Annotated in this window: 21 protein-coding genes; 9 read left to right on the top strand and 12 right to left on the bottom strand. The window is 53.1% G+C overall.

What is annotated here, in order from left to right; genetic code table 11:
• Nucleotides 1–64 precede the first annotated feature (64 nt).
• Nucleotides 65–1498 carry a pyruvate kinase gene (pyk, locus tag DDY07_RS02000; RefSeq protein WP_033158956.1) on the bottom strand — a complete coding sequence of 478 codons (1434 nt, stop codon included), beginning with the start codon at nt 1496–1498 and terminating at the stop codon, nt 65–67.
• A 9-nt stretch (nt 1499–1507) separates the two neighbouring features.
• Nucleotides 1508–2521, bottom strand: a complete 1014-nt coding sequence (gene gap / locus DDY07_RS01995) for a type I glyceraldehyde-3-phosphate dehydrogenase (protein ID WP_101051653.1) — start codon at nt 2519–2521, stop codon at nt 1508–1510.
• A gap of 277 nt (nt 2522–2798) precedes the next feature.
• Between gap and ylqF the strand changes: the two genes are divergently transcribed.
• On the top strand, nt 2799–3719 hold the full coding sequence (ylqF, locus tag DDY07_RS01990) for a ribosome biogenesis GTPase YlqF (RefSeq protein ID WP_171694610.1): 921 nt from the start codon (nt 2799–2801) through the stop codon (nt 3717–3719).
• Between the two features lie 51 nt (nt 3720–3770).
• Here ylqF and DDY07_RS01985 read toward each other — a convergent pair whose 3' ends face one another.
• On the bottom strand, nt 3771–4427 hold the full coding sequence (locus DDY07_RS01985) for a methyltransferase (protein ID WP_165786256.1): 657 nt from the start codon (nt 4425–4427) through the stop codon (nt 3771–3773).
• Between the two features lie 337 nt (nt 4428–4764).
• On the opposite strand from DDY07_RS01985, the gene DDY07_RS01980 reads away from it, so the two are divergent.
• From DDY07_RS01980 to DDY07_RS01970, 3 genes are all read left to right on the top strand, one after another.
• Nucleotides 4765–5205 carry a regulator gene (locus DDY07_RS01980; RefSeq protein WP_171694609.1) on the top strand — a complete coding sequence of 147 codons (441 nt, stop codon included), beginning with the start codon at nt 4765–4767 and terminating at the stop codon, nt 5203–5205.
• Nucleotides 5206–5691: 486 nt separating this feature from the next.
• Entirely contained in the window at nt 5692–5961 is a 270-nt protein-coding gene (locus DDY07_RS01975) for a hypothetical protein (protein ID WP_171694608.1), read from the top strand.
• A gap of 35 nt (nt 5962–5996) precedes the next feature.
• Nucleotides 5997–7040: a methyltransferase domain-containing protein gene (locus tag DDY07_RS01970; RefSeq protein ID WP_171694607.1), complete on the top strand. Its 1044-nt coding sequence runs from the start codon at nt 5997–5999 to the stop codon at nt 7038–7040.
• Nucleotides 7041–7263: 223 nt separating this feature from the next.
• Here the strand turns inward: DDY07_RS01970 and DDY07_RS01965 are convergent, their stop codons facing one another.
• Nucleotides 7264–8610 carry a peptide MFS transporter gene (locus tag DDY07_RS01965; protein WP_101051667.1) on the bottom strand — a complete coding sequence of 449 codons (1347 nt, stop codon included), beginning with the start codon at nt 8608–8610 and terminating at the stop codon, nt 7264–7266.
• A 268-nt stretch (nt 8611–8878) separates the two neighbouring features.
• On the opposite strand from DDY07_RS01965, the gene DDY07_RS01960 reads away from it, so the two are divergent.
• Together DDY07_RS01960 and DDY07_RS01955 are read left to right on the top strand one after the other, a co-directional pair.
• Complete coding sequence (locus DDY07_RS01960; protein ID WP_171694606.1) at nt 8879–10621, top strand: NAD-dependent malic enzyme; 1743 nt, start codon at nt 8879–8881, stop codon at nt 10619–10621.
• 43 nt (nt 10622–10664) lie between these two features.
• Complete coding sequence (locus tag DDY07_RS01955) at nt 10665–11177, top strand: YgjV family protein (protein WP_171694605.1); 513 nt, start codon at nt 10665–10667, stop codon at nt 11175–11177.
• Between the two features lie 57 nt (nt 11178–11234).
• Here DDY07_RS01955 and DDY07_RS01950 read toward each other — a convergent pair whose 3' ends face one another.
• From DDY07_RS01950 to DDY07_RS01925, 6 genes are all read right to left on the bottom strand, one after another.
• Entirely contained in the window at nt 11235–11852 is a 618-nt protein-coding gene (locus DDY07_RS01950; protein WP_171694604.1) for a hypothetical protein, read from the bottom strand.
• A gap of 56 nt (nt 11853–11908) precedes the next feature.
• Nucleotides 11909–12244 carry a DUF1508 domain-containing protein gene (locus tag DDY07_RS01945; protein ID WP_020482603.1) on the bottom strand — a complete coding sequence of 112 codons (336 nt, stop codon included), beginning with the start codon at nt 12242–12244 and terminating at the stop codon, nt 11909–11911.
• A 320-nt stretch (nt 12245–12564) separates the two neighbouring features.
• On the bottom strand, nt 12565–13152 hold the full coding sequence (locus DDY07_RS01940; RefSeq protein WP_367650846.1) for a TIGR04282 family arsenosugar biosynthesis glycosyltransferase: 588 nt from the start codon (nt 13150–13152) through the stop codon (nt 12565–12567).
• Nucleotides 13153–13185: 33 nt separating this feature from the next.
• Complete coding sequence (locus DDY07_RS01935; protein WP_171694602.1) at nt 13186–15336, bottom strand: FAD-dependent oxidoreductase; 2151 nt, start codon at nt 15334–15336, stop codon at nt 13186–13188.
• A 22-nt stretch (nt 15337–15358) separates the two neighbouring features.
• Entirely contained in the window at nt 15359–16321 is a 963-nt protein-coding gene (gene arsS, locus DDY07_RS01930; RefSeq protein ID WP_171694601.1) for an arsenosugar biosynthesis radical SAM (seleno)protein ArsS, read from the bottom strand.
• 2 nt (nt 16322–16323) lie between these two features.
• Nucleotides 16324–17019, bottom strand: coding sequence for a DUF3047 domain-containing protein (locus tag DDY07_RS01925; RefSeq protein WP_171694600.1), 696 nt, complete (start codon nt 17017–17019; stop codon nt 16324–16326).
• A gap of 236 nt (nt 17020–17255) precedes the next feature.
• On the opposite strand from DDY07_RS01925, the gene queG reads away from it, so the two are divergent.
• Together queG and DDY07_RS01915 are read left to right on the top strand one after the other, a co-directional pair.
• Nucleotides 17256–18356, top strand: coding sequence for a tRNA epoxyqueuosine(34) reductase QueG (queG, locus tag DDY07_RS01920; RefSeq protein ID WP_171694599.1), 1101 nt, complete (start codon nt 17256–17258; stop codon nt 18354–18356).
• A gap of 212 nt (nt 18357–18568) precedes the next feature.
• Nucleotides 18569–19090: a putative metalloprotease CJM1_0395 family protein gene (locus tag DDY07_RS01915; RefSeq protein WP_171694596.1), complete on the top strand. Its 522-nt coding sequence runs from the start codon at nt 18569–18571 to the stop codon at nt 19088–19090.
• On the opposite strand, the gene DDY07_RS01910 is transcribed toward DDY07_RS01915, so the two are convergent.
• Both DDY07_RS01910 and DDY07_RS01905 read right to left on the bottom strand, forming a co-directional pair.
• Nucleotides 19091–19360, bottom strand: a complete 270-nt coding sequence (locus DDY07_RS01910; RefSeq protein WP_020482610.1) for a PilZ domain-containing protein — start codon at nt 19358–19360, stop codon at nt 19091–19093.
• Nucleotides 19361–19446: 86 nt separating this feature from the next.
• Nucleotides 19447–20688, bottom strand: coding sequence for a glutaredoxin domain-containing protein (locus tag DDY07_RS01905; protein ID WP_171694594.1), 1242 nt, complete (start codon nt 20686–20688; stop codon nt 19447–19449).
• Nucleotides 20689–20847: 159 nt separating this feature from the next.
• Here DDY07_RS01905 and mrcB point away from each other — a divergent pair, with 159 nt between their 5' ends.
• On the top strand, nt 20848–23175 hold the full coding sequence (gene mrcB, locus DDY07_RS01900; protein ID WP_171694593.1) for a penicillin-binding protein 1B: 2328 nt from the start codon (nt 20848–20850) through the stop codon (nt 23173–23175).
• Nucleotide 23176 lies beyond the last annotated feature (1 nt).

Genomic DNA, 23176 nt, shown 5'->3' with positions numbered 1-23176 from the left:
TAGGTTGAAGACGCGGCGTGCGGATAAACCGAACGCCGCGAAACAAGGCAAGCCGACTAAAAAATTAGTCGGTGACGGTGATAACTTTCAGGGAGTTAGTGCCGCCGCTGGCGCCGGTCAAGTCGCCTTTGGTGCGGATCAGTGCATCGCCCGCTTTTACGACACCACGGACTTTCAAAGCCTTGATCAGGCTGTCGGTCACGCTGGCCGACTCCATTTTCTCCTTAGCAAACGGAATCGGAAACACACCTTTGTAAAGAGTCACACGCCCCAAAGTGCGCTCCTGACTGCTGAAGGCAAAGATAGGAATATCCGAGCTGATCCGCGACATCCAAAGCGGAGTAGAACCCGACTCGGTCAAAGACGCTATACCGGCAATTTTGGTATGGTTGGCCATATACATCGCAGACATCGCAATCGCTTCGTCCATCCGTTCGAACTTGTCGGTCATCCTGTGCATGGACTTGGTCACGCTAGGTTGCTTTTCAGTTTCCAAACAAATGCGAACCATGGCTTGCACGGTTTTCACCGGATGCTTGCCTGAGGCGGTTTCCGCGGACAACATGATCGCATCGGTACCATCGACAATGGCGTTGGCCACATCGAATACTTCCGCACGGGTCGGGATTGGATTCTCGATCATCGACTCCATCATTTGCGTAGCCGTGATCACCGCCCGGTTCAACTCGCGCGAACGGCTGATCAGCAGTTTTTGCGCAGCCGGCAAATTGGCGTCGCCGATTTCCACACCCAAGTCGCCACGCGCGACCATGATCGCGTCCGAGGCCAGGATGATTTCGTCGATAACTTCCATCGCTTCCGCGCGCTCTACCTTGGCCACCAAGCCGGCGTAAGAACCGGCTGCTTGCAACAGCTCACGGGCTTCGTTCATATCGGCTGCCGTACGCGGGAAGGAAATCGCCACGTAATCAGCTTGAATCACCGCGATGGTTTTGATGTCTTCTTTGTCTTTGTCAGTCAAAGCTGCCGCGGACAAACCGCCACCCAACAAATTGATGCCTTTGTTGTTGGACAAATCGCCGCCAACTACTACCGTGGTATTGACGCGGGTGTTGTTTTCAACATTGACCACGTCTAATACAACCCGCCCGTCGTCCAGCAACAACCGTGTACCCGGCTTCACTTCCCGCGCCAACGGCTCGTAGCTGATGCCGACTTGGGTGTTGTCGCCATCCAGTTTGCCTAGATTAATGTCCAAAGCAAAAGCTTGACCTTCTTCCAACCAAACTTTGTTCTCTTTAAACCGCTCGATACGGATTTTCGGACCTTGCAAATCGGCCAGAATACCGACGCGACGCCCGGTTTTTTTACTCAGCTCGCGAACCCGGTTGGCGCGGTCGATATGATCCTGTGCCGAACCGTGCGAGAAATTAAGCCTGACAACGTCGATTCCAGCCTCGAACAACTCTTCAAGTACACCGGGCTTGTCCGTAGCAGGTCCCAGCGTAGCCAGGATTTTCGTTCTTCGTAACAGCATGTAAACCCTTTATTTGGCGTTAAACAAAGCAACCGTGGTATCGAGCATACGGTTTGAGAAACCCCACTCGTTGTCATACCAGGACAGAACTTTCACGAAATTGCCGCCGGTGACTTTGGTCAGGCCTGCTTCGTAGATAGAAGAATGTGGGTTATGGTTAAAGTCCATGGACACCAAAGGCTCGTCGTTGATCGCCAAAATGCCTTTCAATGGGCCGGCAGCCGCTTCGCGCAGCACGCTATCGATTTCTTCTTTGGTGGTGTTGCGTGAGGCTTGGAAGCACAAATCCACGACAGACACGTTGATGGTTGGTACGCGCATAGCAAAACCGTCCAGTTTGCCTTTCATTTCCGGCAATACCAAGCCTACCGCGGCAGCCGCACCGGTTTTGGTTGGGATCATGGATTGAGTAGCTGAACGCGCGCGGTGCAAGTCGCTGTGGTATACGTCGGTCAACACTTGGTCGTTGGTGTACGAGTGAATGGTAGTCATCAAACCGTGATCGACACCGATGCTGTCCATCAAAGGTTTAACCAAAGGCGCCAAGCAGTTAGTGGTGCAAGAAGCATTGGAGATAACGGTGTCGGACGCTTTCAAAGTTTGGTGGTTAACACCGTAAACAATCGTGGCATCGACATCGTTGCCGCCAGGTGCAGAAATAATGACTTTTTTAGCACCGGCAGTGATATGCGCAGACGCTTTGGCTTTGCTGGTGAAGAAGCCGGTGCACTCATGAACCACATCAATTCCCAACTCAGCCCAAGGCAATTTAGCGGGATCTCTTTCAGCAAATACCCGGATTTTATCGCCGTTGATCACGATGTAATCGCCGTCGACAGACACATCAAACGGAAATTTACCGTGTACGGTATCGTATTTGGTCAAGTGTGCGTTGGTTTTGGAATCGCCCAAATCGTTGATAGCGACCACTTGGATCTCGTTGGTGCGACCTGATTCGTACAAAGCGCGCATGACATTGCGACCGATACGACCATAACCGTTAATTGCAACTTTAATTGCCATAGAGTTTTCTCCGGGATGAGTGTGAAAGACTTGCGTCGAGATGTGCCAAAAGCACCAAAAATAGGCTGGATTGTAGCAACAAGCAGTCCTGTACGTCTACCGCCGCGGCGCGTTGCGGCGTACAGAAATCCGGCTTTTTAAACATGTCGGGGCTCTACCCCTGTTGAAGGGCGCTTACCATCCTGCACCTATAGGCCCTAAAGACAAACCAGTAATCAATAGCGCCGGCCCGATAAAAGGTACAATTCTATTTTTTCCACTTACCGCAGCACAACCCATGCAAATTCAATGGTATCCCGGCCACATGCACAAGGCCAGCAAGGAGATCAAGTACGCCTTGCCCGACATCGATTTGCTGATCGAAATACTCGACGCCCGCATTCCTTACAGCAGCCAAAATCCCATGCTGGCGAATCTACGTGGAGACAAACCCACTATCCGCGTTCTCAGCAAAACTGACTTGGCCGATCCTGAACTGACTAAAACATGGCAAGCCTATCTAGAACGCGAACAGGCCGTCAAAACCCTGGCCGTCACTACCCAACAACCGGAAAAAATCAAACAGATTATTGACTTGTGCGCGAAGATGCTGCCGGAGAAAACCGCCGCCAACAAAGTCATCCGCACCATGATCATGGGCATACCCAACGTCGGCAAATCCACCATTATCAATGTGCTGGCCGGCCGTACCATCACCAAGACCGGCAACGAACCTGCCGTTACCAAGCAACAGCAGAAAATCAATTTGGCCAATAACATCGTACTATCCGACACCCCTGGCGTACTCTGGCCCAATGTGGAAAACCGCCACAGCGGCTACCGGTTGGCAGTAAGCGGTGCCATCAAGGATACGGCTTTCCAACACGACGACATCGCGCTGTATGCCCTGGAATATCTGCGTACAGCCTACCCGGAGCAGCTAAGCCAGCGCTATCGTTTGGCACCTTTGCCAGAAGAACCGCTCGCGCTATTACAAGCCATCGGCGCGAAACGCGGCTGTTTGCGTAGCGGCGGCATCGTCGAATTGGACAAAGCCGCCAAGCTACTAATGAATGAATTGCGCGCCGGTACTTTGGGTCAAATCACCCTGGAAACCCCCGAGATGATAGAAGCGGAAATGCTGGAACTGGCCGCCATCCGCGAGCAAAAGGCCGCTAAACAAGCAGCCAGACGGCGCGGCGGCAACCCACAGAATTAAAAGTCGCCAGACTAGAGTTCATCTCATCCCAAGTCCCAAGCGCGTCAGCTATTACGCTTTCATAACCTTATAAATATGGTGCGCGCCGGCATGATTAACGGTGCTTTCTTCCACGGTAACCGAAAAACCGAAATCCGGGCCGATGTTTTTCGGGTCGTGCTCCTCGCCGACAAAATCCGAGTAGGGAATATAAATCCGCGTGTGCTCGGTAATATAGTCTTTCACTTGATGGAAAAACCGTCTCAATATATCGCGCCCACCGTCTTCGTTCAGCCCGAAGGTGCCGTCGGACGGGTAATAATTAAAATTAAAAACGATCAGATCAAACAGCGTGTGCGGCACATCGGCAAATAAATCGCTGTGCAGAAAATCGATAGGCGCCAATTCAGGATTAAAGCGCGTGTTTTCCAAGGTGCAATCTACTGCGTCCCGATTAAAATCGACACCCATGACGCTGGCGCAGCCTATTTTTTTTAACAAAAACGCGAAATAGCCGCTGCCGCAGCCCATATCCAAAGCCATTTCGGCGGACGGTTGTTGCAGAATGAAATTCCCAAAAAATGAGCTGGTCAACCCAAAGTCGGACGGAAACACATTTTTCGCAATCTTCAAAGTTATGCCATCCAACTCCGTCATATAGGGTTGTTTTTCCAAATAGTGGGCCAATTCCTGCTTGCGAGCATCGATGCTCATATCCGGCTGTTTCATAATTTGCGATAGAGTTGAGTGGCGCCACGCTTTTGGACGCGATTGTTTCAGGAGCCCGCCATAAACGGCTGGCCGGTTCATACTTGAATCCTACAACAAAACCAAACCCTGTGCAGTTATTGCCTACCGTGCCAGGCCTGCATCATTGGCCAACTGCCTGCCTTTGATGTCGGCCACGCGGTTCGACCACCACGTAAGAGCGGGCAATTTGCCCGCCCTTTTCGGGCAAATATCAGCTTACCCAGGCCACCGCCTCACCTACACTGCAACTGTCCGCGATATTCAGAGCCCAAACATCAGCCTGCATACCCAGCCACTATCAAGCAGAGAACACACCATGAACACATATCTTTTCGACGACCGCCGTATCGATTGGCAAACCCTGGAGGGCTTCGAGCATTTACGCTATTTCATTCTAAACATCGACACCGACGCCAACATTGTCGACGTCTTGTTCAAATTTGCCGCCGGCCAACAAATAGTGCTGCACCGACACAAAGCGCCAAACCACATTTTCGTCATTCAAGGCGAACATAGAATCTACCACGCCGACGGCACCTTGAAGGAGATCAGACCAGTCGGCAGCTACACCGTCAGCCCAGCCAGCGAGGTTCCGCACCGGGAAGGAGGCGGCGACATTGACGTCATCCTGTTGTTCAGCATCCGCAGCACGGGGGTGCTTTACGACATACTGGACAACGATGCCAACGTTATTGGTAGCCTGGCAATGTCCGACTTCGTGGCATTACACCAAGCACAGTCCGGGCAAACGGGATAAAAATCACGCAATCCCGGTCATTCTGAACGGGTGCAATGAAAACCTCGCTCTCCGCTCCGTTACTGTGTGCTCAGAAATTGAGCTGTACCGGCACTATCCAGTAGCGCCAGACTTTACTACTATTATCTCAGCTCGGCCGTCTATTCATGGCTTGGGCTTTAACTATTTATTAACCCGAGCCTATTTATCGTGGGTATGCCGTTGGGGCTGAGATTCTATGATTATTTGTCAAGCAGTGCCTGAAACAATCAGTCTTTCCGTTCACAGAGGCGTCATCATCAATAACATCAAATTTAAGTCCTTCCCCTTTTAAAAAGAGGATCGATGGGGCTTATACGGCATGAACAATGCCCAAGCGGAACTTAACGGCATTGCGTTTATCATCAGAACCAAGCAGCGATTTATCTATTGTGGAATATTGTTGTAAGGTTTAAGCCAACCCTTACAACTTAGAGCGTGTCACCGATCCGATTAAGGAAATTTCCCATGCTCTCCCCTATTCTATTCAGCAGCAGTAGCGCCAATTTCCCGGACGAGTTGATACGTACATTACCGTTCAGAATTGCCTTCACAGCTTATGCCGGAATGCCGGTGATTCTGACGACCCATCACAGCTTTTCAGACACACAAACCAATTCGGTATCGACTTGGCAGCGGCTAGGCCAATACTGGAGTGATTGCATCGATTGCCTTATCCTGGCTGCGGGCCTTACCCTGCGCGGCTATCTGTGCCGCAGCCATTTAAAACGCCCTTAGCACTTATCTTCAATAATAAAAACACGAGGCTTTCCATGACTACCAGTATCGAAATCAGCGAATCGGTCCGCCATTATTATGGTCAGGTCTTGCAATCCAGCAACGATCTGAAAACCAGCGCCTGTTGCAGCATCGACGCCATGCCAAGCTATTTAAAAGCCTTGCTGACCAACCTGCATCCCGAAGTGTTGGAACGGTTTTACGGCTGCGGCTCTCCCTTACCCCCCGCATTAACGGGTAAAACCGTGCTGGATTTGGGCTGCGGCACCGGCCGCGATTGCTATCTGTTGTCGAAGCTGGTCGGCGCGTCAGGACGGGTAATCGGCGTAGACATGACTCCCGAGCAACTAGAAGTGGCCGTGCGTCATCGCAACTGGCATGCCGAGCGCTTTGGATTTGCCAATGTTGAGTTTTTGCACGGTCACATCGAAAACCTGCACACCGTAGGTATCGCCGACAACAGTGTCGACGTGGTGGTCTCCAATTGCGTGATCAACCTGTCGCCGGAAAAACCCAGCGTGCTGGCGGAAATATTCCGGGTGTTGAAGCCCGGCGGCGAGCTGTATTTTTCCGATGTTTTTGCCGATCGCCGCATCCCGTTCGAACTGCGCCAAGACCCGGTGCTATTAGGCGAATGTCTGGGCGGTGCTTTGTATTGGGAAGACTTCCGACGCATATTGCACGACCTAGACTGCCCCGATGTCCGCAAGGTCAAACAAAACGCCATCAGCATCGACGACCCGGACGTGTTCGCCAAAATCGGCATGGTCAAGTTCGATTCGGTGACGGTGCGCGCCTTTAAAATGCCCCTGGAAGACCGTTGCGAGGACTTCGGCCAGGTCGCAACGTATTTGGGCACTATTGAGCAGCACCCGCACAGCTTTGATTTGGACGATCATCATCATTTCGAAACCGGCCGGCCGTTAAGAGTCTGCGGAAACACCGCCGACATGCTGGCAGGTAGCCGCTATGGCGAACACTTCCAAATATTGGGCGACAAAACCCGCCATTTCGGCTTATTCGACTGCTCGCCCGGACCCGGCAGCGAATCAACCAAGACTGACAGCGCCTGCTGCTGAGATGGACTGATCCGGTAAATTGGGCGAACGACAGGCGATGTTGTTCATGTGGTGATACGCTCGCGTTGCCGCAATAAAGCCATGCATCGCCATACCGACAACTGCAAAACCGGTTGGATAAAGAATCCTGAGAAGAATCAAAAAATTGCCAGGTAGCAGCTAAACGCAGCCCGTCCCCAAACCTGTCAATCGCAAGTGGTCGGTCTACACTGATACATGATGGCTAATCCGACCCGACCGCCCTCTTTAATAGCGGTTTGAACGCCCATATAGCTAAGCCGGTAGCGCCGCCCATCGCTGCCAATAACAGAAAGAAATCCTGTCTGGGCATTTGCTCGTAAAAACTGCCGATGTAACCAGACAAATAATTGCCAAAAAACGTCGACAGAAACCACATGCCCATTAGCACGCCTACCAAGCGCGGCGGCGAGACTTTACTGACCAGCGACAAGCCAACCGGCGACAGATAAAGTTCGCCGAGCGTGTAAATCAAGGTACACAATGCCAGCCATAGAAAGCTGATTCTGTCGGTGGATTGCACACCGCTGACCGCGAAAATCAGTACCAAAAACGACGCACCCAACAATATCGAGCCGAATGCCATTTTGCCGACACTCGAACTTTGCCGGCCCTGGCCGGCGCGGTAGCGAGAAACACGGTCGAGCAACGGTACCAACAAGAATATAAAGGCCGGATTCAGGGATTGAAACCAGGTGGAGGGCATTTCCCAGCCGAAGATATGCCAATCGGTGTTGTGCTCGGCGAACAGTTGCAGCGTGTTGCCTTGTTGCTCGTAAACTGCCCAGAACAAAATATTCAGCACTGCTAAAGCCGTTAAGCCGCCTAGTGCCTGCCATTCTTTAGTAGTCAGCGGTTCGGGCTTTATCACCTCAGCCGCAGGTTTAACAAATTGATCCGCACCCAGATATTTCTGCCCAAACAGATAGACCAGCAAACCCAGCAACATCCCGACGCCGGCGGCGCCGAAGCCGTAATGCCAGCCGTAGCGTTGCCCCAAGGTGCCGCAGATCAACGGCGAGAAAAACGCGCCCAGGTTGATGCCCATATAAAAAATCGTAAACGCGCCGTCGCGGCGCGGATCGCCGGGGGGATATAAATTGCCCACCTGTGTCGAAATGTTGGGCTTGAAACAGCCGTTACCTAAAATCAAAAACAACAGCGCCAACAAGAAAAACGCTTCGGCAACCATCAAAAAATGGCCGATAGCCATCAACACGCAGCCGACTATCACGCATTTGCGCGGCCCCAACACTCGGTCGGCCAAAATGCCGCCGAACAGCGGGGTGAAGTACACCAAGCCGGTATATAAACCGTAAATCTGCGAGGCCAGGGCTTGCGTGGATAAAGGCCCGAAAAAGGCTTCCAAACCAGTCCGTAGCATCGCAAATCCGAATACCAAGGTATCGGTTTGCGCGGCTTGAATTAAATGCTGGGTCATATACAACACCAGCAAAGCGCGCATGCCGTAATAGGAAAAGCGCTCCCACATTTCAGTGAAAAACAGCACGAATAAGCCGATGGGATGACCAAACAGAGTTTTTTGATTCACGAGGGAAAGTCTTGTTAAGTGTCTTTGCAAAGCCTGCTGAACATCATCTCACAAGCGCCAATCTGGGGCATTTTTGCGGTAAACACTCAGTAATTGCACCGCCTTGAAACACGGCAACTATAAGCGACAAAAAAAGTGCCGATTCAGCGTGTTTTCGGCTACCGCATCGCCGATTAGGCTGTTATAAAGGGAACACGCGCCATCGTTTGTGCTATTCGAGCTCCTGGTTTGCCCCTGGATTTCGATTAAATATTTTCAAGGAAACTTAATGACAACGCTAAGCGATTATTTCGACTACCGGCTAGATGCCGACGGTAATAAATATGTAGAGGTTTCGATTCGGGGCGTGACCTTACTCAGGCTACCGGCCACCAATAAAGGCACCGCGTTTAGTGTGCAGGAACGTATCGAACTGGGCTTGGATGGCATGCTGCCGCCGCAAGTCACGGATATGGCGCAGCAACTCGACCGCTTGTATGTCAATTATCAAAAACAAGCGAACAATATTTCCAAGTATCAATTTCTCAGAGCTCTGCAGGACCGCAACGAGGTGTTGTTTTACGCGCTGTTAGAACGGCATCTTGAGGAAATGGTGCCCGTTGTCTACACCCCAACCATAGGCTTGGCGGTGCAACAATTCAGTTCCAACTTCACCAGCACGCGCGGTTTGACTTTTTCCGCAGCCAATATCGATCGGGCCGAAACGATTTTACAAAACTACCCGTTACACGATATTCGCATGATTGTGGTGACCGATTCTTCGTCGATTTTGGGTATCGGCGACCAAGGTATGGGCGGTTTGGCGATTTGCATCGGCAAACTGGGGCTGTATACCGTCGGCGGCGGCATGTGCCCGTTTCAAACCTTGCCGGTCAATCTGGATGTGGGCACCAACCGCAGTGAATTGTTGGACGATCCGTTCTATTTGGGCGCGCATAGCAAGCGCTTGCACGACCAGCCTTATTTCGAATTGGTCGATAAATTTGTTAACGCGGTACAAACAGTCTGGCCCAAAGCCATTATCCAATGGGAAGATTTTGCGAAAAACATCGCCTTCGATTTGTTGGCCAAATACAAAGATCTGCTGCCCTGTTTTAACGACGACATCCAGGGTACCGGGGCGATGGCCTTGGCAGGTCTGCTCTCGGCTTGCCATAAAAAAGGCGAAACCCTCGCAGAACAAACCGTGGTGGTGGTGGGCGCCGGTGCCGGCGGATTCGGCGTAGCCAGTACCATTAAAAAAGGCATGCTGCGCGAAGGTTTAACCATGGAGCAAATTCTGCAGCGGATTTTCGTGGTGGATGCGCATGGCCTGGTGGTCAAGGAAGCTACGACCGAGGCCTACAAATTACCGCTATCGCATACTCAGGAAAGTTACCACGACTGGGATATTCCCGATGATAGGGTGCCCAACCTACTGGAGGTGGTCACTCACGCCAAGCCAACGGTATTGCTCGGACTAACCGGTGTAGCGGGTTTGTTCACCGAGACTGTGATTAAAACCATGGCGGCAAACCACGCCCAGCCCATTATTTTCCCTTTATCCAACCCCACCGCCAATTGCGAAGCCACGCCGGAAGACATCTTGGTGTGGACGCAAGGGTCGGCTATGGTCGCGACCGGCAGCCCATTCGCTGACGTCGAATATCAAGGCCGGCTTTATCCGATTGGGCAGGGCAATAATGCCTTTATATTTCCGGGCTTGGGCTTTGCCGCGGTGTTGGGCGAGTGCAGCCGGATTAGCGACGCAATGGTCTTGGAGTCTGCCTATGCTTTGGCCGACTACATCGTGGAGAAATGTTCGGCTGCCGACCTGATTTTCCCGCCGGTGGGCGATCTGAAGCAAGTCAGTTTATTTGTGGCTAATCGGGTATTGGCTAAAGCGCTGGAAGACGGCTCCGCGACCCGGCAAGATTTAGTGGGCATCGATCTGGAAGCTTACGTTAAGGCCAATCTCTGGAAAGCCGAGTATCTGCCGTTCAAATATGCCGGGGCAACGGCAACGCATTAATGGAATTTCCCCGCTTACAAAGCTCAGCGGTAAGGCTTATAGCTTGCAACTGGATTTGAATCTGCTGCACCTCGCCTACCTGATTGGCGGGATTGGTATTCTGGTGGAATGGCGGGCTTATTGTTTGCCGGATGGCTTAGCGTTTCGGCGTTGGTCCGCAGCCGGGGCCGTGCTGTGGGCCGCTCAATACCTGTTGCTGGATGCCTGGACCGCTGGTTTGACCATGGCCAGTACCGCCCTGCGCACCCTGCTGTCCAGCCGTTTGGAGAGCGGTTTGCACAAACACTGGACGGCGGCGAGCTTCGTGGCTTTGTTTAGCGGGCTTACGGCATGCTCTTGGCAAGGCCCTGTCTCTTTATTGCCGGCCTTTGCCGTGATCAACACCACACTGGCTCTGTTTTACCTGAACAATCGCCACATGCGCGTTGCGCTGTTGGCTTCCAGTCTTGCATGGATAAGCAACGATTACATCTGGCAGGCCTGGCCGGCATTGGTGGCCGAGACCGTGGCGATGGGCATTAATCTGCGGACGATACGCAAGCTGTTTGCCCAATAACAACGCGCACCTTAAATATGCCGTCCCCTACCCCATAACGGCGTTTCTGAAATGGCTTTATGCCGTTTCAGTCTGCCCAACGGGTTCTTCCAGGACTATCCAGTTATTTTCAAGCAAGGCGCAATACGGGCGTAGCGCGGCCATCAGCGTTTGATAAATAGTGAATGCATCGGTTGGGTCTTTTTGCTTAAGCTCGGATACCTCGGTCAGAAACCGATAGAGCATTTTTACCAAATTCTCGATGGACATTGCCAGCCAGGCATCGTTGGTTATCCATTTATCGATAAACTCATCCAGGCGTGCGAAGGTCAGTTTTAGCAGCGGATAAGCAGTTTGGGCCTCCTTAAATTCCCGGAGCAGCATGTAATCTAGGTAAGCCCGCTCCGATGCCACCCGTGGCCGGTTGGTAATACTCAGGTAAGTGGCTTTGTGGTGGGCATAGACGGCATCGAATTGTTCGCAAAACTCGGTTTCGGTGGTCATCGCCAGCCAAGTCTCTAGACTCTCGATGCTTACGCCGTAACACTCCTTGATTGAGTTTGCCATTTTGTCGAATTGCTCGATGAATGCCGGCTTGGTCAGTTCGCCTTTAAGCAGATTTTCAATCGCCACCAGTTCGCTTGCAGTCACGCATACCGTGGCCAACTCTCGAACAATTTTTAGCTCGACACCCATATTGTCTTTACCTATTTTCGCTATGTAAAAATTAAAGCAGCGCTTTCAGCCCAAGTTTACAGTGTCAGATCGACGATTTCGGCAACGCAGGCATTGTCTTTAACCGTGTGCAGCGCATTGTCGAATACCATGTTTGAATTAAATAAAACGCTTTTTACAATGATGGCACCGGCCGCATCTTTAATCACAAAAAAAGTATCGCCTTCAGGAACCTTGCTGGCGGCAATCTGGTTGCTCATTAAGGAGCCGGTTCGCACTTCTTTAATGCCCTGGAGAGCTTCTTCTTTGTTATCGTAATCGCCGCTGATCAGAATCAGTTCGCCCTTACTGTTCACAAAAGAAAAGGAATACTGATTGTCGTCGTTGGCTTTAAGTTGAAAAGTGGCTGGCATATTCTGTCCCGGAAGTTAACAGTTGAATGGAAGTTCATCGCCGATCAAATTTCAATCTCCCGACTACAGAAGAGCCAAAGCGTGACCGGCAGAGGCTATAAATCCAAAAGCAAGCGTTATGCCAATAAAAAATCCTTAAAAATCAGCCAGAAACAACTCGACAGCTATTCAATTGTCGGGTTCGCTACACAACATTGACGACGAGCCGATCGCCAGTGAACTGTTCTCTTCAATCATGGGCTCTCGCTTTCCAGCCTATGCCTGAATTCCGCCCCCCTCCCGGCAATAACGCGAATCAAGCTAGGTTTTGCCCATAATGTTTACATAGCCGAATAACGCAGCCAGTCGGAGTAAGTGTCCACATCCCATTGGCTATCCAGTTCGTAAAGGTTCAAACCCATTTCATTTGCCCGACTGCGCGTGGTGGCCATGACCTGATCATGGCCCCAGCTCATGTCGCTGAACAGTCTCGGTTGCGTTTCGTTTAAGCCGATCAGCACATAACCGCCGTCGTCGGCTGGTGCGATAACCGCATCATGACCTTCGTGTAAGACCACTAATGCGCGATGCAGATCGTCACTCGACAGACTGGGGCAATCGCAACCCATCAGCATGGCGTGACGGTAACGGCCTAAGGCATCAGCAAAGGCGTGGTGCATGCGTTCGCCCAAGTCGGCGCCGGATTGCCCTTTGAGCGTCAACGGATAACGCCGCGCACACTCCTGAAAAAAGCCATGGCTGGCGTCTGGCGCGCAATGCAGTTCGACCGCACACAAAGGCTGCTCGAAGGCGCGGTCCAGGGTCATAGAAGTCAGTTGCCGGTGTGCTGCGGCAGCCTGTTCGGCATTTAAGGCTGGTTGCAGCCGGGTTTTGACTTGGCCGGGAATCGGCGCTTTGCAAAAAATCATAAGCACACTGTCGGGATAGAGCGCTGGCATGGCTTAAACCTTGCGCCGCCAGGCGTGATAACGGCCCAGCCATTTCAGCAGACCTTGCGGGGCATGATTGCGTTTCCAGACGCCCGCCACATGCTTATTGGCTTCCGCCAGGGTGGGATAGATATGAATAGTGCCTAGGATTTTATTCAAACCGATACCGTGCTTCATCGCCAGCACAAATTCAGCCAGTAAGTCGCCGGCATGTTCACCAACGATGGTGACGCCGAGGATTTTATCCTTCCCGGGCACGGTCAGTACTTTGACGAAGCCGTGTGCCTCGCCGTCGGCTATTGCTCTATCCAGGTCATCAATGCCATAAGTAGAGACTTCATACGCGATGTTCTGTGCTTGCGCCTCCTGCTCGTTCAAACCCACGCGGGCCACTTCCGGATCGGTAAAGGTTGACCAAGGGATGACGGCGTAATCGGTGCGAAACTTTTTGAAGGGGCCAAACAGCGCATTCACCGTCGCGTACCAGGCTTGATGCGCCGCGGTGTGGGTAAACTGGTACGGCCCGGCCACGTCGCCGACCGCATAGATGTTGGGATAATTGGTTTGCTGGAATGGATTGGTGTCCAAGGTACGGCGCGGCGACAGGGCGATGCCCATTTCTTCCACGCCGTAACCCTGCACATTGGCCGAGCGGCCAAGCGCCACCAGCACCTTATCAAAGGCAATCCTGACCATCTGGCCGACATGTTCGGCCAGCAGAATGTGTTCGCCGTTTTCGACAATAAATTCCTTGGCTGTATGCCGAACTTTGACCTCCACGCCTTCCGCCTGGAAACGAGCCTGGACCATGTCCGATACCTCCGGATCTTCCCGAAGCATAATGCGCGGGGCCATTTCCACCTGCGTAACCTGACTACCCAAGCGAGCGAAGGTTTGCGTCAGTTCGCAGCCTATTGGACCACCGCCCAACACCAACAGGCGCTTGGGCAATTCGCGCAAGTTCCAGACGTTATCCGAGGTCAGATAATCGATGTTTTCCAGTCCTGCTATCGGCGGCACTAGGGGGCTAGCACCAGCGGCGATGACAATGGCGCGGCTAGTGAGGGTTTGCACACCGGTTTCCGTCGTGACTTCCACCGCCCAGGGCGAGACGATTTTGGCACTGCCTTCGATCACTTCCACACCCAGCGCGGTATAACGCTCCACGGAATCGTGCGGCGCTATCGTTTCGATCACCCGCTGCACCCGCGCCATCGCTTCGGCGAAATCGAACTCGGCTTCGGCTTTGGCAATGCCGAATTCCTTAGCACGTTTGATATGCGACAGCAACTTGGCCGAGCGAATCAACGCCTTCGACGGCACGCAACCGGTGTTCAGGCAATCGCCGCCCATTTTGTGCTTTTCGATCAGCGTGACTTTGGCTTTGACGGCCGCGGCGATATAAGCCGAGACCAAGCCGCCGGCGCCCGCGCCGATGACGATCAGGTTGTTGTCGAAACGCGCCGGTTTGGTCCAGCGCGCGTAGACTTTGCGCTGTTGAATGACTTCGAGCATTTTCTTCGCCGCTAATGGAAACACACCGAGCAAGGCAAACGAACCCAACAAAGCGGGAGAGAGAATAGCGGATAGGGAGTCGATTTTTGCCAGCTGGGTGCCGGCATTGACGTAAACCAAGGTGCCGGCCAGCATGCCTAGCTGGCTGACCCAGTAAAAAGTCCTGGTCTTGATGGGCGTCAAACCCATCGCCAGATTGATCATGAAGAACGGGAACAATGGCACCAGACGCAAGGTAAACAAATAAACAGCACCGTCTCGTCTCACGCCGTCGTCGATAGCCTGCAAACGGGTGCCGAAGCGGGATTTGACCCAGTCTCGGAACAAAAACCGTGCCGCCAAAAACGCCAGCGTCGCGCCGATAGTGGAAGCAAACGAGACGATCAGTGTCCCCCAGAGCAAACCGAACACCGCGCCGCCGGCCAGCGTCAATATCGTCGCCCCCGGTAATGACAACCCAGTAACCGCGATGTACAGCCCAGCATACAGGGCAAGCGCTGATAGCGGATTGTTTTGGCGATAGTCCACTATCGCCGCTTGCTGTAATTTTAGGTTGTCCAGACTTAGCTCATGCTGGAGATCACAGCTGAAAAACAGCCCGATCAATCCCGCCATTATCAGTAGTAAGATGAGTCTTGACGGCTTCATGCGACGGGGCATGCCCTTGGATTTATCCTAAAGCCCCACCGCAACTGCTACCTTGGCCGGCCGTGCAACCGTAACAATGGGCGGCGGTGGCGATGGGGGCGCCTTGCAGTGGCTCAAGTCGCAACTCGCTGATATGGGTTTGGGGTTTGGCTGTAGCGCCCAAGGGCAAACCCAGCATTTGGTTGAAATCGCAGTCGTAGACGTAACCTTGCCAGTCGATACTGAGGGTATTCAGGCACATCAGGTTTTCAAGGTTGTCCGCACGATAACTGTCTTTCAGTAATGTCAGATAAGCTTCGAAGCGCCCGAGACTGACCAAGGTGCTGCCGAAGCGCTGAATCGGCATATTGGCGATGGCAAACAGGCGGTTGAAGACAATGCCGTAATGTTGCTGCAAATGTTGTTTATAAGCCCGTTCCAGATTATGTTGATCGGGTGGCAACACCGCGTCTTGCGGGTTGAACACCAGATTCAATTCCAGTCCGCTGTCCGGCTGGCCATAACCCAGCCGATTCAAACGCTGCAAGGCCGCCAGGCTGTCTTTGAACACGCCTTTGCCGCGTTGTTTGTCGACATTTTCTTCCAGATAACACGGCAGAGAGGCGACGATCTTGACCTGCTGCGCGGCCAGAAACGCGGCGAGATCGGCGTATTCAGGTTCTTCCAGAATGGTCAGATTGCAACGGTCGATCACCGCTATGCCACGATCCCGCGCGGCTCGCACCAAATAGCGAAAATCCGGATGCATTTCCGGCGCGCCGCCGGTCAGATCCAGGCTGTGAATGTTGGCGGCGTCGGCCAGCGCCAATATTTCATCGATAGTCTCCCGACTCATCATTTCGGTACGTTTGGGGCCGGCGTTGACATGGCAATGCACGCAGCTCAAGTTGCACCGATAGCCCAGATTGATTTGCAAAATCTGCAACGACTTGCGAAAAATGGCCGGAAAATCGCTGTCGGCCAGTAGTGGTTTGGTGTCGTGCATGCTTAATCCTTGGAAAACCAGATGTCGCCATACACGGCGGAAACCTGGCCGCCACTGTTGTCGGTATCGGTCATGATGGCGACGGCATCGATGCTGCGAATGTCTTCACCGAATAGTTGCTTGAAGTCGGTCCGGATATTTCGTTTTTCGTGTTCCCAGACATTCAACGGTGCCTCCTGATCGCGTAAAGCCATCATCATCGCATGATCGCCGGCAAACGCATTCGGCCAGACGCTATCCCGTTTGCTGTTGCCGGCCCAGACATAATTAACAGCCTTAGTTTGCCAAAACGCCAGCCCGCCTTTGACCACCACATACACCCTCGCCGCATAATCATCACCAGCCTTACTTTGTTCGTTCAAGCCGGATAAACGATTGCCGATGCGCCAAGACCAGTTCAGAAACGGAGTTTGGTCCAAATCGATGCGTTGCTCCTTGAACAGGCCGGAGCCGGCGGCGCGGCTATCGGCTACCAGCGCTGTCACGCCGTCGATTGCTTGCAATCGGTAGTGGGTTTCACCTTTGAAGCTTTTATGTTCCCAGCCGTCCAGGCGATTCTGGCTGAACTCACCGATAGATAGCTTGTTATCGGCAAGCACTGGGTGATGAGACAACCACATAGCCAGGCACAGCAATAGCTTATGCTTCACCATTGTCAGTCTGCCGCTGGTATAAGCCGGATACAGGGAAATTGTCATAATCGGTCGTCCAAGTTTTGCTTGATAAGGATGTCGCGCTTTTCCAGTCGATAATAAAACGCCCCGCTTAGCTTTTCTACGTAATCCTTCGTGACTGGCAGGGATTTCTTACCAATGACTTGAACAGCTTAACGGTTGATCTTCATGTTTGATACGGTTAGCTTATCCAGCTATCCGCGAGCCATTCCTTACTAGGCCACGACAACCTCCCCTAATATTTCCCAAGGTTCCGTAAATTGCACACGCCTTTAACCCAAGCCGAAGATCTTAACGCACTTGTCCAACGCATCAAGCACTGGGGCGAGGAATTGGGATTTCAGCAGATTGGTGTCAGCGATACGGATTTGAATACCGCCGAAGAGCATCTGCACAACTGGCTGGACAAGGGCTTTAACGGCGAGATGCAATACATGGCCGCACACGGTTTGAAACGCAGTCGCCCGGCTTTGTTGCAGGAAGGTACGCGCAGCATTATCTCGGCACGGATGGATTATTTGCCGGAACCATCGGCAACCAGCAAACAATTATTGGAAGACCCGGCCGCCGCCTTCGTATCGCGGTATGCCTTAGGACGCGATTACCACAAGCTGCTACGGAATAGATTGCAAAAACTGGCGGACAAAATCGCCGAGACCATCGGTCCGTTCGGCTATCGGGCGTTTGTCGACAGCGCACCGGTGTTGGAAAAAGCCATCGCCGAGAAAGCCGGCTTGGGCTGGATAGGCAAGCACAGCAACCTGATCAATCGCCGCGCCGGCTCCTGGTTTTTTCTCGGGGAAATTTATACCGACTTGGCCTTACCCAGCGATCAGCCCGTCAGCAACCACTGCGGACAATGCCGGGCTTGTCTGGACATTTGCCCGACGCAAGCCATCGTCGGCCCGTATCAGGTTGATGCGCGCCGTTGCGTCTCTTACTTAACTATCGAATTGCACGGCAGCATTCCAGTGGCATTACGACCCTTGCTGGGTAATCGAATTTACGGTTGCGACGATTGCCAATTGGTGTGCCCGTGGAATCGCTTCGCCAAACTCAGCGCGGAAAGCGATTTTAAACCCCGGCATCGTTTGGATCAGGCGACTTTGCTTGAATTGTTTGCCTGGACCGAAGCCGAATTTCTGCAAAAAACCGAAGGCTCGGCGATTCGCCGCATCGGTCATCAGCGTTGGCTGCGCAATATCGCCGTGGCGCTGGGAAATGGCAAAGCCACTGATGCCGCTAAAACGGTATTGGCCGGCAGATTGAGTGATGAATCGGAGATGGTGCGCGAGCATACACAATGGGCTTTGCAGAAATTGGACAGTTTGCACATTGAACCGGAACTTCCGACAATTTAGAAGCGTCTTTCCCAGCGCAAGCCGGAGCCGAGTGCCATTAACAAACGGGATTGGTAGTTGCGGGAATGACGAGTAAAAGGGATTTAATCAGCCAGACTGCGATAATCGCCCTACCGCGAAAACTCAGGCTAAAAATGCTTTGGTTACTTGAACTCGCATGAAGTCAAGGTGTATTCTTAGAGCCAGTTAACACAATTCGTTCGAGGCCCAATATGCTGGTCACCGCCTCTTCCCATCAAACTTCGCTATATCGGCTGACCGGCCGCAATCTGGCCGCGAGCGGCGAACAGGCGCCTGTCGAACCTATCGCCCAAACTGCGAAAAGCGCAAACGCCCAATCCGACCAATACAGTCCGGAACAGCTAAGCCAAATTGCCGAGCTTAAAGCCCGCGACCAGGAAGTTAGAGCTCACGAACAAGCTCATTTAAGTGCCGCCGGCGGTATCGCCGTCAGCGGGGCGCGTTTTACGTTTGTGACGGGGCCGGATGGCCAACGTTACGCCACCGGCGGTGAAGTGAATATTGATGTCTCAGAGGTTGCCGGCGATCCGGAAGCGACTCTGCGCAAAGCCGAGACTATCCGCCGTGCAGCATTAGCGCCGGCCAGTCCTTCAGGCCCGGATCAAAGCATCGCCGCCAAGGCAGCGGCGATGGCTAATAAAGCTCGCGGAGAATTGTTGAATTCGCAAAAGCAACCCAGCCGTAACGGCGAGCTCCTCGACCTGACCGCCTGATCAACGCGGCGCAAACTCCAGACCAAACCCCACGTCCGGCTCTACCCGCACCACAATCGCAGTTTGTATCGGCGCATCGTCGAATTCGGTGGTTTGCACTTCCACTAGCGCGCCAATCGGCGGGATTAATTCGTTGGCACACAGTAAAAACAATCCAGTCTCGGAAAAGTCCCGCATATCCACCACGACCGCTTCAGCCGATGCCGGCACCGTCATCCTGATTTTGGCACGGTGCTTTAGGCGCGGGTGCCTGCGCTTGTTATCAATCACGAATTCTCCTATCTCGTTTCGGTTCTATCGCACATGTAGTGATAAAGAAAAGCGCTGTTAATCAGCGCCCCAAGCCAACCGGCCATCTACTCGCCTAAACCGCGCAATATTAAATACAACCCTAAACTTACCATCGCCAAGCCGCTAAGCAATTTCAGCCAACGACCTTCTTTTTCCTGCAAACGACGCTGACTCAGGGTCACGACTCCCACACCCAGCACAACGACGTCATCCAGCATATAGGCCAGATTGTACAACATTAAATAACCGTAATAGTCCCAGCCGCTTAATTCCCGCAAGGTGAGTATGCGTGTGTAAAGGGCCGGGAATCCGGAGGTACACAACAATTCGACGATCTGGACCAGCAAAGCCAGTACCACGGCCCCCAACATGGCGCCCGCCAAATTCTCGGCTTGCAGGATGCGCCGAATCCGGTTGTAGATACCGGGTTTGGCGGCAACCGGAATCGACAGCGAGATACCCCTGCCAAACGCCCAAAAATCTTTCAGGTTGATCGCGCCGGCCAACACGGCAATGCCGGCGATAGCCAATTCCGAAGCTCGCGATAAGCCTATCAGTAAAAACAGATTCAACCAGGCGGCCATAAACACGAAGTAAGCCATCCCTTCGACGACAACAAACGTGCCGGCCACCGCCAACATCCGGGGCCGATTATTCATAGGTGCCAGCATCGAAATCATCAAAATCAACACCCACATCGAACAGGGATTGAAGCCATCCAGCAAGCCCATGGCTAGTGTAAAAGCCGGCAAACCAACCTCATCAAGACCGATGCGCCTGCCAAACCAATTCACGGCAAACACCTCCGTTGCGGGTGCGGGTGGCTGGCTAACCGGCACATCGCAGGACTCGCTGACTTGCACTTCACAGCTACCGGCTTCTGCGCCGGACACTTCACTCGGCAGCGCACCGGCACGCAAGGCATTCCTAATCAAACCGCTACTACCGGCTTCTTCGGAATAACCGACGATGTATTCGCCATGCACCAGAAATGTCGGCAACCTGATTGGCCCGGCTTGCCGGGATTCGGTAATCTGCTGCAATCGCTCCAAGGCGGTTGGCTCAGCAGAGATATTGCGAATAACTATCCGTAAACCGGGTTGCTCGCCTTGCAGCACCGCCAAAAATTGTTCGGCTTGTTGGCAATGCGGACAACCGTTACGTACAAAAGCTTCGATATCGATCCGGTTTTCAACCGCTCCGACACTCGGCATGATTGCCAGCGCAAGCACCAGCACCAAACCAAAACGCATCAGTGTCGACGGTAGCTGGGCCAAGCATTTTGGAAACAGTTTCAGTATCAACACTCGCCTATTCTCCTCAATAACGCCAGCAATCTGTGCGGAAGTGGGCATTTTATTAGATAATAGTAAGCTAAATGAACTGCGCCGAACCAGCAGGTGCCATCTTCGCCCCATTCACACAGCCGCCGCTAACTGCCGTCGGCGAGATCAGATACCGACTTAATGCCTAGACGACCCAGAAGCAGCAAATCGACCGTTAGACGCAGAAAATCGCAACCCCAAGCATCGTGGCTGAAACGCGCGCTGGTTTCGCTAGTGCTGATCGGGGCTTTCGTATTGGCGGTGTATGTTAGCTACCTAGATTACACGGTACGCCAGCAATTCGAGGGCAAGCGCTGGTCGATTCCGGCCCGCGTCTATGCCAGCCCCGTCGAGCTTTACGCCGGTTACGAAATTTCCAGCAAAAATCTGGAAGACTTATTGCTGGAATTGCATTACCGCCAGGACAACCAACTGGCCGGCGAAGGCTCCTATTCCATTAAGGGTGGCCAGATCAACATCCGCACCCGCGCCTTTAATTTCGGCAATACGCCTCAGGAAAGCCGCAATATCAGCGTGAGTTTCACGAGCGGCGGCATCGCCGGTATTACCGACGCCGCCACCGGCGAGAGTTTGGCCATCGTCCGCATGGACCCGGTGCAAATCGGCAGCTTTTATCCCACCCGCAAGGAAGACCGAATTCTGATCAAACTGGACGAAGCGCCGCCAACCCTGGTGCAAGGCCTGCTGTCCACCGAAGACAAGGACTTTTACAACCATTTCGGCATCTCGCCCAAAGGCATCGTCCGCGCCATGTGGTCCAACGTGAAAGCCGGCGGCATGGTGCAAGGCGGCAGTACCATCACCCAGCAGTTGGTGAAAAACTTTTTCCTGAACCCCAAACGCACGCTGCGCCGCAAGCTGAAAGAAGCCTTGATGTCTTTTATTCTGGAATACCGCTACAGCAAGGACGAAATTCTGGAAGCCTATCTCAACGAAATATTCCTGGGCCAAGACGGCGCCAGCGCGGTGCATGGCTTTGGTTTGGCAAGCGAATTTTATTTTGGGCAATCGTTAAAAACTCTGAATTTACATCAAGTCGCCACGCTGGTGGCATTGGTACGCGGGCCGTCCGAGTATGATCCGCGCCGCAATCCGGAACACACTTTAGAGCGCCGCAACATCGTCCTGGACGCGATGCATACGGAAGGCTTTATCGACGCACAGCAACTAAGCGAAGCCAAAAAACAACCGATAGGCGTCGCAACGGTGATTCATCGCTCCGCCAATCGCTATCCGGGCTTTATCGATCTGGTGAAACGCCAACTGAAACAAGAATATAAAGAAGACGATCTGACCTCGGAAGGCTTGCGCATCGTCACCACCTTGGATACCCGTATCCAGGACACGCTGGAAAAATCCATCGCCAGCAAGCTGAAACATTTGGAAAAAAGTCCGAAAAGTAACGACTTGGAAACTGCCTCCATCGTTACCCGCCGCGACAGCGGTGAAATTGTCGCCCTTGCCGGCGGCCGCGATGCCGAAGACACCGGCTTCAATCGCGCTTTGGACGCGGTGCGGCCGATAGGTTCGCTGATTAAGCCGGTAGTCTATTTGACCGCACTGGAATATCCGGACCGCTACACCATCGCCACACCGATCAGCGATACCCGCCTGGAAATCCCCGCCGAAAGAGGCAAAACCTGGTCGCCGGACAATTACGACAATCAGGAACACGGCGTCGTGCCGCTGCATAGCGCCCTCACCCACTCCTACAATATGGCGACTGTGCGGATTGGCATGGACATTGGTTTGGCCAAAGTCGCCAACACCTTAAAAAGCATGGGGGTCAGCCGGCCGGTGGATTTGTTTCCGTCCTTCCTGCTGGGCGCGCAACCGCTGACGCCGCTGGAAGTCACCCAACTCTACCAAACCTTGGCCGGCGACGGTTTTGCCACACCGCTGCGCTCGATCCGTGCGGTCAATGCCGCCGACGGCAAGGCCCTGCAAAGTTATCCGTTTACCGTGCGTCAAGCCGTCGATCCGGCCGCTACCTTTATCACCAACACCATTTTGCAGGAAGTCATGTACGCCGGCACCGGCCATTCTGCGTATAACTATCTGCCGCAGAACATGGCTTTAGTCGGCAAGACCGGTACTACCAACCAATTACGCGACAGCTGGTTTGCCGGTTTTAGCGGCGATTTTCTGTCGGTGGTGTGGGTAGGCCGCGACGACAACAAACCAACCGGTTTGACTGGTGGAACCGGCGCCTTGCAAATCTGGTCCGAGCTGATGCGGCAAGTGTCGAAGAAGCCGGTCAGTCTGGTACCACCGGATAATGTACAGATGACTTGGATAGACGCTGCCAGCGGTTTGCTCAGCAATGAAGGCTGCCCCGGCGCCAAACTCATGCCGTTCGTGGATGGCTCCGGACCCAGCCAATTTGCCGACTGCGGAGCAAGCCCGGAATCCGGCGAAAGCTGGCTTAATAACCTGAACCCATTTTAAC

The sequence above is a fragment of the Methylomonas sp. ZR1 genome, assembly GCF_013141865.1.
Classification (GTDB): domain Bacteria; phylum Pseudomonadota; class Gammaproteobacteria; order Methylococcales; family Methylomonadaceae; genus Methylomonas.
The sequence above is the reverse complement of the archived record's forward strand: the minus strand, read 5'-3'. Positions and strand labels throughout refer to the sequence as shown.

Excerpts from the sequence above, each read along its gene's own strand:
- pyk (WP_033158956.1), bottom strand. The coding sequence starts at position 1,498 with ATGCTGTTACGAAGAACGAAAATCCTGGCTACGCTGGGACCTGCTACG.
- gap (WP_101051653.1), bottom strand. The coding sequence starts at position 2,521 with ATGGCAATTAAAGTTGCAATTAACGGTTATGGTCGTATCGGTCGCAAT.
- ylqF (WP_171694610.1), top strand. The coding sequence starts at position 2,799 with ATGCAAATTCAATGGTATCCCGGCCACATGCACAAGGCCAGCAAGGAG.
- DDY07_RS01985 (WP_165786256.1), bottom strand. The coding sequence starts at position 4,427 with ATGAAACAGCCGGATATGAGCATCGATGCTCGCAAGCAGGAATTGGCC.
- DDY07_RS01980 (WP_171694609.1), top strand. The coding sequence starts at position 4,765 with ATGAACACATATCTTTTCGACGACCGCCGTATCGATTGGCAAACCCTG.
- DDY07_RS01975 (WP_171694608.1), top strand. The coding sequence starts at position 5,692 with ATGCTCTCCCCTATTCTATTCAGCAGCAGTAGCGCCAATTTCCCGGAC.
- DDY07_RS01970 (WP_171694607.1), top strand. The coding sequence starts at position 5,997 with ATGACTACCAGTATCGAAATCAGCGAATCGGTCCGCCATTATTATGGT.
- DDY07_RS01960 (WP_171694606.1), top strand. The coding sequence starts at position 8,879 with ATGACAACGCTAAGCGATTATTTCGACTACCGGCTAGATGCCGACGGT.
- DDY07_RS01950 (WP_171694604.1), bottom strand. The coding sequence starts at position 11,852 with ATGGGTGTCGAGCTAAAAATTGTTCGAGAGTTGGCCACGGTATGCGTG.
- DDY07_RS01945 (WP_020482603.1), bottom strand. The coding sequence starts at position 12,244 with ATGCCAGCCACTTTTCAACTTAAAGCCAACGACGACAATCAGTATTCC.
- DDY07_RS01940 (WP_367650846.1), bottom strand. The coding sequence starts at position 13,152 with ATGATTTTTTGCAAAGCGCCGATTCCCGGCCAAGTCAAAACCCGGCTG.
- DDY07_RS01935 (WP_171694602.1), bottom strand. The coding sequence starts at position 15,336 with ATGAAGCCGTCAAGACTCATCTTACTACTGATAATGGCGGGATTGATC.
- arsS (WP_171694601.1), bottom strand. The coding sequence starts at position 16,321 with ATGCACGACACCAAACCACTACTGGCCGACAGCGATTTTCCGGCCATT.
- DDY07_RS01925 (WP_171694600.1), bottom strand. The coding sequence starts at position 17,019 with ATGACAATTTCCCTGTATCCGGCTTATACCAGCGGCAGACTGACAATG.
- DDY07_RS01915 (WP_171694596.1), top strand. The coding sequence starts at position 18,569 with ATGCTGGTCACCGCCTCTTCCCATCAAACTTCGCTATATCGGCTGACC.
- mrcB (WP_171694593.1), top strand. The coding sequence starts at position 20,848 with ATGCCTAGACGACCCAGAAGCAGCAAATCGACCGTTAGACGCAGAAAA.